This window comes from Paenibacillus sp. Marseille-P2973 (genome assembly GCF_018101095.1).
Classification (GTDB): domain Bacteria; phylum Bacillota; class Bacilli; order Paenibacillales; family Paenibacillaceae; genus Fontibacillus; species Fontibacillus vini.
Genome location: NZ_JAGQEH010000011.1, coordinates 25884 through 42854, shown reverse-complemented (window position 1 = coordinate 42854; position 16971 = coordinate 25884). Strand labels below are relative to the sequence as shown.

13 protein-coding genes are annotated in these 16971 nt (G+C 39.7%); all 13 read right to left on the bottom strand.

Going from position 1 to position 16971, the window contains the following annotated elements; genetic code table 11:
- Positions 1 to 155 precede the first annotated feature (155 nt).
- Positions 156 to 1097, bottom strand: a complete 942-nt coding sequence (locus KB559_RS19110; protein ID WP_244861434.1) for a coiled-coil domain-containing protein — start codon at positions 1095 to 1097, stop codon at positions 156 to 158.
- Positions 1098 to 1170: 73 nt separating this feature from the next.
- On the bottom strand, positions 1171 to 1731 hold the full coding sequence (locus tag KB559_RS19105; protein ID WP_211024000.1) for a hypothetical protein: 561 nt from the start codon (positions 1729 to 1731) through the stop codon (positions 1171 to 1173).
- Positions 1728 to 2627 carry a hypothetical protein gene (locus tag KB559_RS19100; RefSeq protein ID WP_211023998.1) on the bottom strand — a complete coding sequence of 300 codons (900 nt, stop codon included), beginning with the start codon at positions 2625 to 2627 and terminating at the stop codon, positions 1728 to 1730. Before KB559_RS19100 ends, KB559_RS19105 begins: the two co-directional genes overlap by 4 nt.
- A gap of 107 nt (positions 2628 to 2734) precedes the next feature.
- Positions 2735 to 3667: a Gfo/Idh/MocA family protein gene (locus KB559_RS19095; RefSeq protein WP_211023996.1), complete on the bottom strand. Its 933-nt coding sequence runs from the start codon at positions 3665 to 3667 to the stop codon at positions 2735 to 2737.
- Positions 3668 to 4448: 781 nt separating this feature from the next.
- Positions 4449 to 4946, bottom strand: coding sequence for a hypothetical protein (locus KB559_RS19090; RefSeq protein WP_211023994.1), 498 nt, complete (start codon positions 4944 to 4946; stop codon positions 4449 to 4451).
- Between the two features lie 15 nt (positions 4947 to 4961).
- A complete protein-coding gene (locus tag KB559_RS19085; RefSeq protein ID WP_211023992.1) occupies positions 4962 to 5183 on the bottom strand; it encodes a hypothetical protein in 222 nt (73 codons plus the stop codon).
- A gap of 12 nt (positions 5184 to 5195) precedes the next feature.
- Positions 5196 to 5783: a polymorphic toxin-type HINT domain-containing protein gene (locus tag KB559_RS19080; protein ID WP_211023990.1), complete on the bottom strand. Its 588-nt coding sequence runs from the start codon at positions 5781 to 5783 to the stop codon at positions 5196 to 5198.
- Positions 5784 to 5801: 18 nt separating this feature from the next.
- On the bottom strand, positions 5802 to 5999 hold the full coding sequence (locus KB559_RS25495; protein WP_348772940.1) for a hypothetical protein: 198 nt from the start codon (positions 5997 to 5999) through the stop codon (positions 5802 to 5804).
- A gap of 37 nt (positions 6000 to 6036) precedes the next feature.
- Positions 6037 to 6375, bottom strand: coding sequence for a hypothetical protein (locus tag KB559_RS19075; protein ID WP_211023988.1), 339 nt, complete (start codon positions 6373 to 6375; stop codon positions 6037 to 6039).
- A 169-nt stretch (positions 6376 to 6544) separates the two neighbouring features.
- Positions 6545 to 6988, bottom strand: a complete 444-nt coding sequence (locus KB559_RS19070) for a hypothetical protein (protein ID WP_211023986.1) — start codon at positions 6986 to 6988, stop codon at positions 6545 to 6547.
- A 10-nt stretch (positions 6989 to 6998) separates the two neighbouring features.
- A complete protein-coding gene (locus tag KB559_RS19065; protein WP_211023984.1) occupies positions 6999 to 12587 on the bottom strand; it encodes an RHS repeat domain-containing protein in 5589 nt (1862 codons plus the stop codon).
- 103 nt (positions 12588 to 12690) lie between these two features.
- Positions 12691 to 16323, bottom strand: coding sequence for an RCC1 domain-containing protein (locus tag KB559_RS19060; RefSeq protein WP_211023982.1), 3633 nt, complete (start codon positions 16321 to 16323; stop codon positions 12691 to 12693).
- Positions 16324 to 16785: 462 nt separating this feature from the next.
- On the bottom strand, positions 16786 to 16938 hold the full coding sequence (locus KB559_RS25490; protein WP_348772938.1) for a low molecular weight phosphatase family protein: 153 nt from the start codon (positions 16936 to 16938) through the stop codon (positions 16786 to 16788).
- Between the last annotated feature and the right edge of the window lie 33 nt (positions 16939 to 16971).

Here is a 16971-nt window from a genome sequence, read left to right as displayed (position 1 = left end):
ACCAGCATGAAAAATCCCCCCTGCGGCATCATTGAAGATGCTGCAGGGGGGATTTGCTATATTGATCATTTGAGAATATGACGGGAACAGCGATTGTAAGAACATTTTACGTACTTGCCCCACATCTATTTGAATAGACCATCTGATATAGCGCCCTACTTATACATTTCCACCGATTGCACGTACTTCCGGCGAACCGTGGCCAGCTCGTTCTCCGTACGCTGCTTAGTCGAAGTCAGTTCGGAGACCAAGCGTCCGATTTCCCGCCGTCTCCCCTGCACTTGCTCCAGTGCATCCTTAATTCTGCCTTGGACCATCCAGTCGGCAATCAAGCCGTCGAAGAAATAGTCCGAGAATTTTAACAACCCGCCTACCTCCAGCCCGGCCGTATTCAAACTGCCGCCCACATCCTGGAGTTCCTTTTCGAACCTCCGCAAATTGGTTTGCGCCGCGTAAATATGATCCATCGCCTCGTCGATCCGGCCGTGTTTAATATGCGTGGAGAGCATACCGCCGCCTAGCATATCGTAAGTTCCCCAATTTCGTGCCGATTGAAGCCCTTCTTCCGCTCGGGCAAGATCGTCCTGAACCGAACGGCCGGCCCGGACAGCCTCGTCCAGTTCCCTGACTTCCACAGTAAGCACAGCTTGACGCTCCGCCAGGTCCATGAGCTCCGGGTCGCTGTCAAGAATCTGCTTCTCCTTGGACTGGAAAATGCGGTCGTAGTCGTTTTTCCAAAACTTGACCTCTTGAAGCTGACGTTCCAACTGCCCGATTTGCTCCTCCGCATCCCGGACCGCCCGATCCGCCTCTTCATATCTTAGCCGGGCCGACACGACCTCCCTCTGCTCCTCATCCAGCTTCTCCATTTTCTTTCCAATCATCGTATACAGCATATTGGACAAAGACATGCCGGTGAGCCGGTCGACGTCCTTTTCTTCCGCTGCCAATCTGTTTCTGGCTTCCTGCCTGGACTTTTCCAAACGGGAAACCTCTTGTTTCAACTGATTCAGACGATTCTCCCACTTTTCCTTCTTGCGTCCCTGTTCCTTCAGTTCGGCCATACGTTCGTTAAGATCTTCGAACAATTGCTTCACATCCTTTCATCTCTTGCTGTCAGCCTGCCAGTTCAATAAACCCAACTTACTAAGTTCCTCCTGTTCCCGCCATTCATACACTTCGCTCAAACGGTACCGACAGCTCCCTGCCGGCACGACGGATCACCAGCATAATCATAAACATGGCGATGAATGTAGCTACGCTGCTAAACAAGACAACCGCTACCTCCTGAGTGTTCAATACGAAAGGATAAGCGATCATGTAAAGAGCGGAACAGCCGAAGTAAAACCGCCAACGAAACCGGATCGAACTGGCCAGGTCCCCTTTTCCCCGGATACTCGCCAGTTTAAAGCTTCCGTCGCAGATACTATAAATGAGAACCCACTGCAAGAGTGTTTCGGCCAGATTGAGAACCAGAAGAAAGTTCAGGGACAATACCGGTTGATTCAAGTGCAACTCATGAGCCTGAAAAAAACTCGGGATCGAGATTACGCTCAGCGCCAACGACGCCCACATCCCAAGAGTAAAGCTGTGTTCTTTTTTTCGTAATTCCGACAAAGCCGACAAGATCATAAGGTACCCAATGACATTAGGGAGCAGGTCCACCACTACTCGAATGTTAAAAATGACAAAAACCATGCCATAACCGATTCGGTAAAATAAAGTCTTCATAGTCCCGACCTCCTGTCTTTCACAAAGTCGGCAACTTCCCGATTGGTCAGATAAGGAGCGAAATCCACGAATATTCGTTCTTTGGACGAAACTCCCTGGTCTGTCTCCAGCTCCATATACAAAAGGAAGCGATATACATCAGTCTTAGCGACCGGGCCGGCGCTATCAGGAAGATCAAGCTGATACGTGACAGTAGCCCATTCCCCGGACTTGAAACTTAGAGGAAAAGGAACCTTCTCCAAGGGGACGCCGCTATAAATACCTTGTGAGGAGAAATTAATCTCCTTTTGCTCCAGATTCCGGATGCTCGCGGCATCCAGGATCACATTTAACCGGTCCGACAACTGCGGCAAATAAGCGGAAGTTATGCCGGTCAACCGGGCATCTTTCGTAAACTTGAACCGCGTATACCCCGCTTTCTCCGATGAAGAGCCCCAGGATGAGCCTTGAAGCGGAGCTTCTCCAGGCTTCGGGTCGGCAGGATGCACCTGGATTTCACCGATTTCCATTTCTTTCGAGGAATTATCGTCAAAATGCGCAACAACCCGATGAATCACCAAAGGTCCATTTTCGGGAAATTCGGGCTGTACCAGATCAAAATCCATAATTTCCACACGCATCGCGCCTTGGGTCTGATGGGTGTAAGTGTTTACTGCCGGGTTCGGCCAAATCTGAACATTGGGAAGCTCGGGAATCTCGATCCAATTTAATTTCGTTTTGGCCGATTTATTCTCCAAATACAGCAGATCAAAGGAGAAGCCCGGTGAATTTTCCACTTCTATATAATGGTTGAAAAAAAACGGCTCCGGCAGCTGGGACTTGTGATAATACCACAAATTACCTCCCCAGCTCCCCGCCACCAATACCAGCACGATAACAAAAATGATTCGTTTCATTGCATTTCCTTTCCTGTTGGAGTCGCAAAAATGCGCGAGGGTATGCAATATAAACGCTTATTGAAGACAAATAGTTGCCCGCTAAATGGATTGGAGCCTGTTACGGCTTAGCGTTTCTCCCAAGGGAATCCGCCGTTTTTCTCCGCATGCTCGACAATGAGATCGCAGATACGGTGACTTTCCAACGCGTCCTTCAGGGAAATGGAAGGCTGTTTATTTTCACGGACACAGGTCAAAAAATGATCGATGATTTGCGTAAATCCCCGGCGGGACAGCACCGGCTCCCAGTCATTGAATTTCTGCCTGGACTCTTCTCCGCCGGCAAAATGGGCCGTCGTGTTCAGACCGTCTACAATCCACTTGTTCCCCGGATTCATGACCTCCAGAATCTCATCATTCGTTCCCGAATCCCGGTTCATAATTCCGGTGCAGACAAAACCGTTCCCTTCCAATTGCAACTGGGCGTGATATAATTTCCCTTCTTGTACGAACGTGGAGATTCGCGGTGCTCCGATAATTTCCCCCGGGGCCATGAACCGGATCGTATCAATAACATGAATGTAATCGTCATACACGAATCTGCGAGCGAAGTCCGGCGAGAAAAGGCGATTTTTTTGCAGCATAACCATGCGACGATCATTCTTCTCCTTCATCGCCGCCACCATCGGGGCAAACCGGCGGTTAAAGCCGACCATGAGAATAACGCCAAGCTGCTCGGCCAGCGCCGTCAGTCTCTCTGCTTCCTCGTAATGATAGGAAATCGGTTTATCCACGTAGACGTGAACCCCGCTGCGCATCAACTGCTCCGCTATGACGACATGCGACTCCGTTGACGAATGAATAAACGCCGCATCAATGCCCGACGCGATCAATTCCTCCACCGTCTGCACCGCTTCCCGGACCCGGAACTTAGCGGACAGCCGCCCCAACGTCTCCCTGTTTCGCGTACAGAACACAAGCTCGATATCCTCCCGCGCCGTAATCACCGGCAAATACGCCTTTTGCGCAATATCTCCTAATCCAATTATCCCGATTCTCATCAAAATTCCTCCTATGAATGTTTGTTATATATGTAGTGATTGAAATACGAGTGTCACTTTGCTGACTCCATTGTGGCATATGGGAGGGTGAGTGTAAACTTAGTAAGAAAATTCGATGAGATAAGTATTACTAATGCTAGTAACACTATTCTATGAGCGTGGACTATACGAAGAGAAATAATCTTGAGCAGATACACCCATAAGGTTCATTTCTATAATCGTTTACACTTACTATGTTCGGTCCCAAGGGTATTTTTAAACAAATTCTATCTATAATAATTAGAGGGCAAGTGACCCAACCTTTACGTTACCTTATGTTAAACTGGCACGTTACCAGAGTGTTCTTGCAAAGTAACATTCGGAACAATTGTTTAGATAGATGCAGAACAAAACTTCTAACACTTTCAATATTTATAGTCAGTACATCTGTCTAAATAGGCGTTACAACTGATCTGCTCACCCACTCTATCGAGACTTGCCTTAATCTGTTGCGATAGTTTCAGAATGTTATTTTTCAGAAAATCCGAGCAAAAACGAAGATGGTAATTCGTAAAAGACATGGCGGTATCTGATGGTTTTAAGGCTATGCTGAGGATGTAGATTAAGAGTAATGGGTTATACTCTCAAGCGTTCTATATGTACTACAGTTATTTCGGAGAAATATCATAACGAGGTGATGAAGGTTAAGTTTTCTCTAACATAGCCGCCCGATTCATTCGGCACTGGGTGGGGTAAAAAAAAGACCCTAAGAATATATCCTCCTTAAGGTCTACAGAGTAGGTTATTCTACCTTTCGGATTATATAGCAGACATTGAACAATACTTTTCCTTTGGCTTGTAAGTCAATGAATTCATCTAATGATAGTACCCCACATACTACTTCTTTATCACCACCTTGATACCTCGACATAAACATAATCGACCTTATTGGAGACTGCTTTATTAAGCCTCTCATCAGATTAAATAAATCGTCCCTGTAAGAATCATTGATTCGCAATGATGTTAAGTTTGATTTGACATCTTCATCATTGACCCAGTAAGGCAAATTACTATCTGTTACAGTTTCAAATTCTGTGTCAAGTATAGGTAACGCACTAAATAAATCATCCTCTTCTACACCTACAATATACCATGTTCCTTTATTCAGGCTCATAAATGGCCAGTATATTGTATTTGAAAGCATTTCATTTGATTCAATTTGTAATTTGAAGGGAGATTCAGTAGGAACAGGCGCAGCAGTCTCTTGTTGTAATACCAAAATGTTTAATTCAAATGACATAGATAACTCCTCTCATTAAGGTAAGAAACTATCAAAACTCCAATCGGTTGGAAGAGTCTTACCAGTCTTAACATCTTTTATTACTATGTTCCCATTCTGATCAATACCAATATCGGGATTATTCCCCATCTTCTTAAAATCTTTACCGTATTTAGAGTCATTCCTTATCTGCTTTAGGATCTCCGGCTTTACTTCTTTATGGAATACCTTTTCGTCTATACCAAATACCTTCTTCATATCTTTGCCAGACTAAGGGAAGGTGAATTTGCATTCGGTATTATGCACCCAAATACCCAAATCCGTTACATAATACGTATGGAAGTCCGCAACCGTAAAGTTGTAAACTGTAACAGGTTCAATCAGTTTTACAAACTCTACCTTATCAATCAACAGATTGCTTCCGTCAGCCTTTTGGAACTTATCCCCCACCTGAAGTTCAGCGGCGAAGACCCAACCTTTTCCTTCCACCAAAAATGGATGGTTGTCGGTCGTTTCGATGACCTGCTCCCCAACGTATAGCTTAATAATATCATCACGTTGGTTGCGGAATAAAGCTGTTACTTCCTTGTAAGCCAACTCCCCATCAGGGTTATTCTCATCCTTGACGAGAACCTTATCTCCGACTTCAATGTCTTCGATATTTTTCTCCCCTTCGTCTGTCATAACTTCAGTTTCAGATGTAAAACAGTTGCATTCAATACGTTTCATTTGTTTCGTGATATTCTTACTTGAATCAAAAATCTTGTCTGTCTTTTTCACCATTTTTACAGCTTTTAGTAATGGGATACTAATAAATAAAATTAAACCCTTATCGGTAAAACTTGTATTCTTATTCATCAGCGCCTTAGCATCATCTTAATATAATTCATCAGTTAATTGCTGACTTACTTTTACTTGAGCATCAATTTTAGTTTCACAATTGCTTATGTCTGTCGCACAGGGTAATGAAGGAGTTGGATAAATAGGCATAATATAATTACCGGATGGATCCATGTATTTCAATGGATTTTTATACACATACGTATACAAATTCAAGCTTAAAGGATTATTAATCTGCCCTTCATACGTATCCTCATTAATAAACCGCCCCTTACTTGGATCGTGCTATCGCGTAAAAATTGAAGATTCGTGGATTTATCCCAATATTCTCCCGAATATCTAAACAGATTGTGTACGGTTTCTGTTGCGGTAAACGTATCTCCCCAAATATCATAGGTGTATTGATTAAGAACATTCCCTGCGCTATCACGTATTTCAACAATATCGCCATGACCATTGGATAAGTAATAGCTTTGTTATCCTGGGCATCTTCGCTCATCATTAATAAATGACCATATAAATAGCTTGTTTTTAAATCCGTGGAACCATCTACCTTTACCGGATGCGGCTTCATTTTCGCTAATTCCAGTGATGTTTCTATTGACGTCATAGCTATAACTGTAGCTTCCCAGCCTCATTCCATTTCACACTGGTTAGGTCATTAATTAAATTATAATCATATGAAACCTCATCCACAAAACTTGAAATCGTTCATTCCGCTCTGGGTAGCTATAAAAAAGACCATAAAGGAATAATCCTCATATGGTCAAAGATATTATTTAGTCATGCAGACTTTTTTCAACTGCTTCTTGAAAATTAATTTTTATATAATTATCAACTTTTAACCTGTATTCCTTGATTTGTACCCATATACCTTTATCTATACTGATTAATGTATTACATCTCTCTGCTATAAATTCAACTGCTTTATACATCGCTCTAAAATCAACAAAACACGCATCTTCATCAATCTCTATTGATAATTGTTGTTCATTATTGATAGTCTCTATTTCAAAATAGAGATATTCTTTGCACTTCGGGTGCCCCCTCCATCTCTCATCATCCAACCATTTATCCCACGATAATGTGAGAGAAGTACCGATTATTAAACTATCTTGTCGTCCCACTCTAGATATATTTACTCCCCTTTTCCACATAATAGCTACTAACTCATCTGCTTCAGGTAGACAATTCTTATCTTTTACTTTTAAGAAAAGTTTCATAATACCCTCCTTAGTTATTTAACCAATCTACAGCTTTTTGTAAATTCTTAAGAAGTTCTTGTTTCTGACCTTTGGTTAAGTTTAATTGCTTTGGCACTTGAGATTCTAATGGTAATTTAGGATCAATTCTTACATCTACTGTTGAATTTTTGCCACCACCTGCTTGTATCTGAATTTTATTACCATCAGGTTCTGCATCAACTCTTAATTTAACCTTTTTACCATTTATCGTTGTTTCTATCGGTTTACCAAAGGTTTTACTTGTTATTTTAATATTACTCCCGCCACCTAAGCCGCCCGCTAGTCCCATACCAAGTAATGCGATATACTCTGCTTCTATTGATTCATAATACGCACTTACTAACTGTTCTCTTGCCCAATCTGATCTACCCTCATTATTTGTATAGGCACTCGTTCCCGTTAACAGACCAAACAAATAATTATACTGATTCGTATCCATATAAGATTCAAAGTCGTAGCGATCCCATATGAAGTCCTTCGCAACCTGATAATACTTACCCTCCTTATCGGAAGCAATCTTATCTCTAGCATCGTTCAGTACATATCTAATCTCCGTAACTTGAGAAGGATCCCATGAGAAGTGTCCTGTCGGATCAATATACTTAAGCGGATTATTCTCCACATACGTATACAAGTTCAAACTCAGCGGATTATTCAATGTCCCTTCATACGTATCCTCACTAATAAACCGAGCATCAACCGGATCATAGTAACGAGCGCGTAAATAATATAACCCAGATTCCTCATCATAATATTCCCCTGTGTAGGTGAAGGGATTGGACATACTCTCTAATTTTGATGTAATTGTGCCCCAGGTGTCATATTCATAGCTGTTTAACAGGTTCCCGGAAGCGTCATTAATTTGTACTACGTCCCCATGACCGTTATACATATAGTATCCAGATTTAGACGAGTTATAATCTTCGCGATGCAGTAATTCGTTGCCCCAAATATTACGAGCTCTAACTCCCGTGACATTTCCTACTTGGTCTAAGGACAGTTCCTCTATGATATTTCCATTTAAATAAACATATCTGGTTCCCTCGTTTCCGCTCGTCTTTGTCGCACGAAGACCATCTCCGTAATAGGTGTAAGAATACTGATTGCCTTCTTGCTGATTTAAATACCCGTTTAACATATTTATTCCATTATAAGAATAAACAGATTGATTCGTTAATGGGACTTCTTCAAATGAAGTATGCTTTTGTTGACGGTTTCCCCGCTCATCATAAACATATTGGATTTGTCCTTGCTTAATATCTTCCTGAATGAGACGATTCAAAGCATCATACTTAAAGCGGTCGACCGAAAAAGATTCTCCCTTACTCGTATTTTTCTCTATAATATTACCTAATCCATCATAAGCGAATGTTTCATTAAATATTGGAGAAGAACCATTTTGATGACTTACCGAAGCCAATTCACCAAAGCCATCCCTTTGAATAATTTGTGAAGTGTTATTGGGATAATTTATTTTGTAACTATTATTGTTCGGTTCGACTAAGTAATCATAAGTAATTAATCCCGAGTTTGCGGATTGAACAGAATCGATTCGGTTCAGATTGTCATAAGAAATGCTTTGGACTTGAGAATCAGGAAAAGTAATACTCGTTAATCGGTCCCAATTATCGTATCCAAGCTGATAGGTTCGCCCAGCAACTGTTTGGCTGTCCATTCGCTTCCACAAATCGTAATTATAACTTATAGATTCAATTTTGTTCTGAACTCCAAATTCAGTTGAAGTAAGGCCGATCAATTCGCGAGTTAAAGTATCGTAAGCGTAAGAAGTCTCATAGATTTTGTTGTTTTTATACGAAGTTTTAACAGTTTCCAGCTCATTTAGATTTGTATAAGTATAGTTAGTAATCTGACCTTTTTTATCAGTGAACTTAGTTCTCAATCCAATGCCATCATATTCATAACTTTCTCTATTATTTGAAGCATCAAGACTGCTCATAAGCCAACCAATTTCATTATAAGTCTTCTCGGTTTGTTTTTTTCCATTAAGATAATAAGTGAGAAGGTTCCCATTATGATCGTAGGCATACTGATGTTGTTGCCCAAGATTATCTTTAAGATAAATCAATTGATGATTGGAGTCGTATCCAAATTCCGTTGTAATGTTCTGATTCGGTAACCCATTATCTTGTGCAATAATTTGTTCTTTGGTTACATCTCCAAATGCAGATACAGTATTTATCGTTGTTCGTATCTGATCCTGCGTTTTTTCGATTAGCTTATTCAACTGACCATATTTATTATAATATTGGGTTTCAATTTTCCCATCAGGGTACTGAATTTCCATAGTTTCCTGCAATTGTGCATCCGCACCTATAGCTATGTTTGCATATAAATACGATGTTGTTTGATTTAAACTATCTGTAACCGTCTTTTTTCTTCCCAACGAGTCATAGGTATATGTTGTTTGTAATGATGACTCGCCGAATGGTTGTTCGGCATCAATCAATTGGCCATCAGAAGTTTGATTTACAAAAGTTACACGAGATGCACCAGACTTTAACTGCTCACCTTTTATAGCTAACCCAAATGGTGTGTAGTGGATAGTTTGAACTTCTCCATCCGGCAGGGTAATTGTTACCTTACGATTTAAATCATCATAGAACAACGATGTGAGTCTACTATTTTTGAAATTTGATGATATTACCCTTCCTAAATGATCATACTTATAATCGTTGTAATCATAAATGGGGTTAGTAATCCGTGTAATGTTTCCCAGAAGATCATACTTAAATTCTGTTGTGAGGTCATATAAGTATGTTCCACTCAATCTTCTTGCTTTAACTATCTCCTTCTCAATCTGTCCTACAGTTGTATACGTGTAATTTCTTTCTGTAATTGGAGGTAAACTTTCGAATTGATCACCGCTTGCTGATTCCATTGTTTGAAGCACATTTCTGTCTTTATCGTATAATTTGTACTCTATAATTTGCGAACCGCTTTTTGTTTGAGAAGGATTTAACGGGTCCTTATATTTCTGGGTAATGATTGTTTTTTTAAGCTGATCCCTTTTATATGTCTCAGGGTCATTACTTGAGTAATAACTTAATTCTTGAACTACTTCCTGTTGTTGATCAACACTCGTTGTTGTTTGTTTTGATAGCTGATGTTGTGGTCCTCCATAGACATAAGTTATTAAATTTCCAATATGGTCAGAATAGGAGTTGACTAATCCCCAATCATCATAGGAATATACTTCTTTAATGCTTGTTTGAGAAGGTGTCGGAGGACGCTGAATATCGTTTACATCGTCAGCATATGACCATACAACACTCGGTTGCTCCGTTCCCTGAACATAGTCATAACTCGTGATAATGTTTTTGCGATTAGAATAATGAACTCCTTGATCAGAAAAATCCAATGGGTTGTAACCTTCCGGGGACACCCATGCAAATTTCAAAACAAAGTTAATGCCTCCAGGTTCATATATATATTGTTTATAACTTAAATTTTGCAAATTACTAACTTGGTTCTGTGTAACGATTGTTTGCTTGTCACCGAATCTTGAGCTATTTAACAAGCGTGGTATATTTTGTTTACTGTTCTTCCAGTATTCATTAAATTGCCAACCATGATCCAGGTGTTTATTAGCATAATAATCCGAAAGCAACTTGGTTCCGTTATTCTCTTGATAGATATAATCCACTCGATCCACTGCATGATAACCAAAATAGGTTAAAGCGTTCGCATCCGTATACAATCTCGTGCTACCTCGATATTGCTCCTTTTGAGTATACTCCTTGTTGGTAGCCCAACTGGCATTATAATTCTGATAATTAAACTTGACAGTCAGTCCATTAAAATAGTTAATGTTCTTTAATAGTAAGTAAGCAATCTCTCCATATTGAAAATTATTTACTTGAACAACACTGTCCGATTCAACGAATTGACCATCCGAGTTCCAGAGCCACTGGTTTGAGTAACATAATTTCGAAGGGTCAGCACATTGATTTGGTTCATATGCTACAGGTGTCCCATCTGCATTTGAGCTATATGCATAATCGTTGGATTTAAAATTAAAATCCGCTAATTTAGTGGAATCAACTGCATAGTAATTATAAGACTCCAAAATTTTAGCGGCAGAAGTTTGATCAATAACACGCTCTAACTGCCAATATCCTAAATTCGGATTTTCAGAGAGTTGGGCAGTTCCTGTAACGTCCGACCACGTTCGGTAGGATATATTTGCGGCTGCACGGGAAACGTCATATTTGATATCTTTTACTACAGATGTCCCGTCCATCACCTTAAAACCTGAAATAATTAAGGGGCTCCCTATGAAGTTAAGATCTCTTTTTCTAAAAATAGTAATCTTACGTTGATAAGAATCCAAAATATTTATATTATCATTCCCGTCTTTTCCATACTCGTTATAGTTAAAGAGCACTATATCCCCATAACGATTTTCTTTGCTGATGATCCTACCAGCTTGATTAAAAGTATATGTAATATCTTCATTAACGGTTAATTTATAGTTGGAATGCTCTTTAGTCATAACAACATTTTGATAAGGATATTGGTATGGAACGCCATCGTGGAACTCGATAGATTCCCCATTTTCCAAAGTGAAAACAATCTTTTCCACTTCGGTAGACTGTAAAGCATATTTTGTTAGAAAACCAGAAATAGGAATGTTCGAATTCGGACTGTCCGCACAAGGATTTTTTATTTCAGAACAGGTAACAATCTCAGGTTTGATCTCCGCTATCTGAGATGCGATCTGCATATTAGGAATATTTAAAGTCCAACCTGTTGCAATGAATCCGTTAATCTCGGCGTTCGAAGGTACTTTCCCAACATTTCCATTACTCACTTCATACTCAGGCGTTAACACTTTACTAAACATAGAATTATATTTTCTGTTCAGAGTAAAGCCTAATCCATGCTTTCCGGTTAACTGGATATCCGTAACGATATGATTTGCAGTTCTGTATAACGGATCAACTAAATTATCTGTTTGAACCGCATAGTTGTATTGGCTATTAAACTCATTAACAAGAAATGGATTCGTAGAACTAATATTATTCTTAAAATATGAATTTGAACTAATAGATTTTTCTGCAAAACTCATTTCAAGTGTTGTATCATATTCTTTTATATAATCTGCTCTATTTTTGACAAAGTTAAAGTTTTGAATCGCAGCAGGAACAATTTTGCCTAATTGGTCTTTTTCTTTCACAGACAACTTGCCAATGATCGTGTTTACATGGTTTTCATCCCATTGAATAACCTCTAACTTTTGCGCATCGGTTAATAAAGCAAATTCTTCCGGTAGGAAATAGGAGAGCAATTGCTTCATTATTGGACTAAAATTCTTTTTAATGTACTGATCCCGCTCTTTGAGGCTTAAGGCTTTGTTCGGATCCTGCTGTTTTGATCTATAATTATTTATTTCCGAGACTTTGTAGGCAATTGACTCGGATTGTCCATCGGATTGATTTATGGAGGATTTTAACTTATTGTCTGTTGATGAAAGATTAGAATCCGCATACACAAATATTCCAGGATCAATAGATGCAAAAAGAACGACTGCAATTAACATTTTTATTAAAGTTTTCATTCAAGACCTCCAAAATACAATATTCAACTAAAATGGCCACTTTCCATTATCTCCTTGAAAGTGGCCATTCTCGTTGGTGTTATGAAATTTCGAATCAAAAAATCTAATTCGTAAATAGATTTACTGAATCAAGGAATATGGATACTGCTGCATCAGATTCCAATGAAGTAACTATAATTTTTACGTTTGCAAAAAAGGTTCCATCTGGGACTATTCCTGATTGTTTAAGGGAAACAAAAGATTCAGTTGGGTTTAATTGTTCAATTGCAGCATTGTCTATGACTTCTCTGTTCTCGTTCATAAATTGAATCGAGAGTTCTATTTTAGCTTTTTGAAGAAATTCTGCTTTTATCAAACTATCAAGATAGTAATTCGCCCCTGTAGTTATTGGAATTTCTTGCGAAATGGAGATATAATCTTCCGAATTTTGAAATGAAGCCGTTATTTTCTGTGACATGGTTTCAGATTTATTGAGTATTCTTTCTCCTTTCAATTCTGTTATTGTTCCGGTTGACTTCTCATTCTTCCACCCATCTGCAATTCCAGAAGAATCTGAGGTGTAATTTTCAAACTCAGGGTTCATTAGTAAATTATGATCTTCGTTCTCCATCTCTTCTGGATTATCTTCAGTAGAAATAATAAATACTTCACTTGGAGCAGATATATTCCCGGAGCTATCTTTTGCAGTAACTCTATAGGTATAAGAAGTTCCAGACTTCAATCCTAAATCCTGAAATTCGCTTATACTGGAAGTCCCCACAAGAATATCATCCCGGTAAATCTGGTATTCAACGATACCTACGTTATCTGTAGAGACCTCCCAAATGAGTTTAATACTGTTTGTATATATTTCAGTACTTGATAAGTGTGTGGGAGCAGACGGATTTTCAATATCCGGTATAATAGTTACAACTAAAGGCATACTAGCGCTTGATTTATTTCCGGCTTCATCCCTTGCTACTATTGTAAAGCGATATGGCGTATTCGGGAGCAGATTAATAGCCCCTCCGCTAGGCATTGTTACACTTGCTGCTAGATTTGTCCCTTCATATATATCATACGCCACTACACCTACATTATCTGTAGACTCATTCCATTTCAGTGTAACCGAAGAGTTGGTTGTACCGACCAGGATCAAATTGGTTGGCGTGCTAGGTTTAGTTGTATCGACCTTAGTTGTAAGTTTAACTACATTGCTACCCTCGGACTGATTGCCTGCATTATCCCTGGCTGTTACATAAAAACTATAAGTTGTATTTGGCTTTAGACTATTAAGCGTATAAGAATTGGTTGTACTAGATGCAATTATTTCAGAACCTGAATCGGAAATTTGGTAAATATCATATCCGATAATACCAATAGTATCAGTTGATTTCGTCCATGATAGTCTTGCACCTGTTACAGTAATTGATGATCCCGCCAAATTCGTTGGAGTTGTAGGTGCAGTATTATCAGAAGATAAAGTAACCGCTAAAGGAGTGCTAAACTCTGATACATTCCCTGCCGCATCCTTTGCTCGAACTGTAAAAATATAAGTTCCTCCCGCAGATAAACCATTCATAGTAGCGGTAAGTTGAGTTGTTACGGCTATTTGTTCCCCATCCTTAAATACTTCATATTCTGTAACGCCAACATTGTCCTTCGAAGCTTCCCATTTCAAAGTCACAGTATCTAGGGTGGATGATGACTTAGTTAGTTTAGCAGGGATACTTGGAGGTTCAATATCCTGACTAGTTTGAACGATTACAGAATTGCTTGGTTCAGAGATATTTCCTGATAAATCAACCGCTTTAACAGTAAATGAATAGTTCTTATTCGGTACAAGTTTCTCTATTAATACTTTGTTAGTTCTCGATCGTAAAAGTTTTGTATCGTAATTGTAAATGTCATAACCAGTTATTCCCGAATTATCGTTGGAAGGTTCCCACTCTAAAGCAATTGTGGCGTCGGTCTGATTTGAAATAACTAGATTGTTAGGTTGAGTTGGGGGTACGGATTCGTACCCTCTTGTCCAAACGGGAATTGGTATAAGACTGTCCTTACCATCTCCAGTTCCAATTTGACCAGATAAATTGTCACCCCAAACCCAAAGAGAACCGTCTGATTTTTGTGCAATAGAGTGTTTATCGCCTGCTGCAATAGATTCTACACCAGTAAGACCGAAAACACTGGTTGGTGTCAATTGCTCCCGAAGGCTCCCATCTAGGCCACTTCCAATTTCTCCATTCCAATTCATTCCCCAAGCCATCACAGTACCGTCAGGTTTTAATGCTAGGGAATGATTTCCGCCAGCGGAAATTGCAGTTGCTTCAAGCCCTGAAACCTGAACTGGAGAGGTTACAGATATAGTAGTTCCATTGCCCAATTGCCCATAACTATTCCTTCCATATCCCCAAACCGTTCGGTCCTCTTTAAGTACAAGTGCATGATCGTACCCAGCAGTAATCGCCTTAACACCATTTAAATTAGTATTTTGAGTGGGTAATAATAATTTTCGAAGACCTGATCCTCCTATATCACTTCCCCATTCCCAAACTGTTCCATCACTTTTTAATGCAACTGAAAAGTTATCTCCTGCTGCTACTGCAATAACATGATCTATATTAACTTGTACAGGAGTACTTTTACTGGTCGTTGTACCGTCCCCTAATTGCCCCACTACATTATCTCCCCAAGCCCAGACAGTCCCGTCATTTTTTAGAGCTAAAGTAAACCCCCTACCAACAGCTATTGAAATAATATCAGTTAGTCCTACAGCTTGAACTGGACTATATTTAAGGCCATTAGTGGTTCCATCCCCTGCTTCTCCATCATAATTATAATAAGTATAGGTCCAAACGGTTCCATCTTCCTTTATCGCTACTAAATGATCATTTTGGTTTCCAACAGCAAGCGACTTAATATTTTCGTATCCTGGCAGTTGAGAGGGCACCCTCGAATAATCTGCTGAACTGTGAGTCCCCCAGCCCCAAACCATCCCATCATTTCTTAATGCATAAGTTACATATAATCCGCCTGCAATTAAATTAACTGGTTTTGGATAGTCAAAATTCATACTATCCGCTTCAATAACTCCAATGCCCCCCATAGAAAGGCCATGAATGGAAATAATAATTTTAGCTTTATTAGCATCCACAGGTACATTTCCTCTTACGGAAATATGCTCATAACTCTGGTTATAATTTTCTAAATCTTCTTCTTGACTTCCCACTAGCTGATTTATAGAATTATAAAATTCCACCTTCAATTGTGCAGTTGCATCTAACAAATTAATGACGTGGTAATAACCACCAAGTATGTAAGGGCGCCCTCCTTGAACCGAAATGGTTTGACTTATCCCAGCAGAATTACCATCGGAAACGTTAGTGCTTATCATTTGTGCCTGTTTTCCAGAAAATGCAGAGCTAATTATTTTATAATCGGGCGACAGCCCCACATCTGTAGTAAATACCTCCCAGTGATCAGCGACCCCATTATTGCCGGAGTAATATTCGAAATCTGAATTCGTTAAACTGTCCAGGTTACCAACTTTCATCTTTTTCAACAGATTTCCGTTAAGATCATACTTATACTCCAAAGTGCTTTTTTCACCTGAAGATGAGGTTACTGTTTTGTTCAATAAATGATTGGAAGAGCCATAATCGTAATATGTAGATGAACCAAATGCCTGTAAAGAAAACGAGAAAACACATAATGTAACAAGAAAAGCCATAAATCCAGTTCGAAATTTGGCCAATCGACACAACCTCCCAATATATTCTTTATAATTACATATTATTCCTAATTATATAGAAACATCATTTATTGTATATAGTTCCAAATACCTATGTCATATAAGTTCCCACCAACCCCAACAACTGGATAAAAATCTCAAAAATAAAAAACCCGACGACACTGTCGGGCTTCATAATTATTGAATACAAAGTTACCAAAGAATTATAAGCTAGTATTCCTACTGTTTCCCCTCCGCCACAGTTCTCACTATCCGCTCCCGAATCTGTTCGTGTACTCTTCAGAATTCCGTCAAGATCTCCTCTTCCGTCCCGATCAATTTGGCGGGGTCGTCAAAACCCCAGTGCCAACGGATGGCGTTCGGGTTTGCCACGGCCAGACAATGCTCATCCTCTTGGCCACATAGCTTAATGATTTAATCCGCACGGTTCAGGATCATGGGATCAATAACTTCGAATGATGTCCGCTAAATATCAATGTTGGTTTCGCTCATTACTTGTACTGGCGGGTTCAGACCATGAGCTTCAAGTGCTTCGTTAAGCACCTCGAATTGGTTGCCGGCCAGTTTTTTCAGGAAGCCAGCGCCCATTTTAACTAAGACAATTGTTGTCAGTGCCAAAAATGTTCACAGTTCTTTTATCCATAAATCATT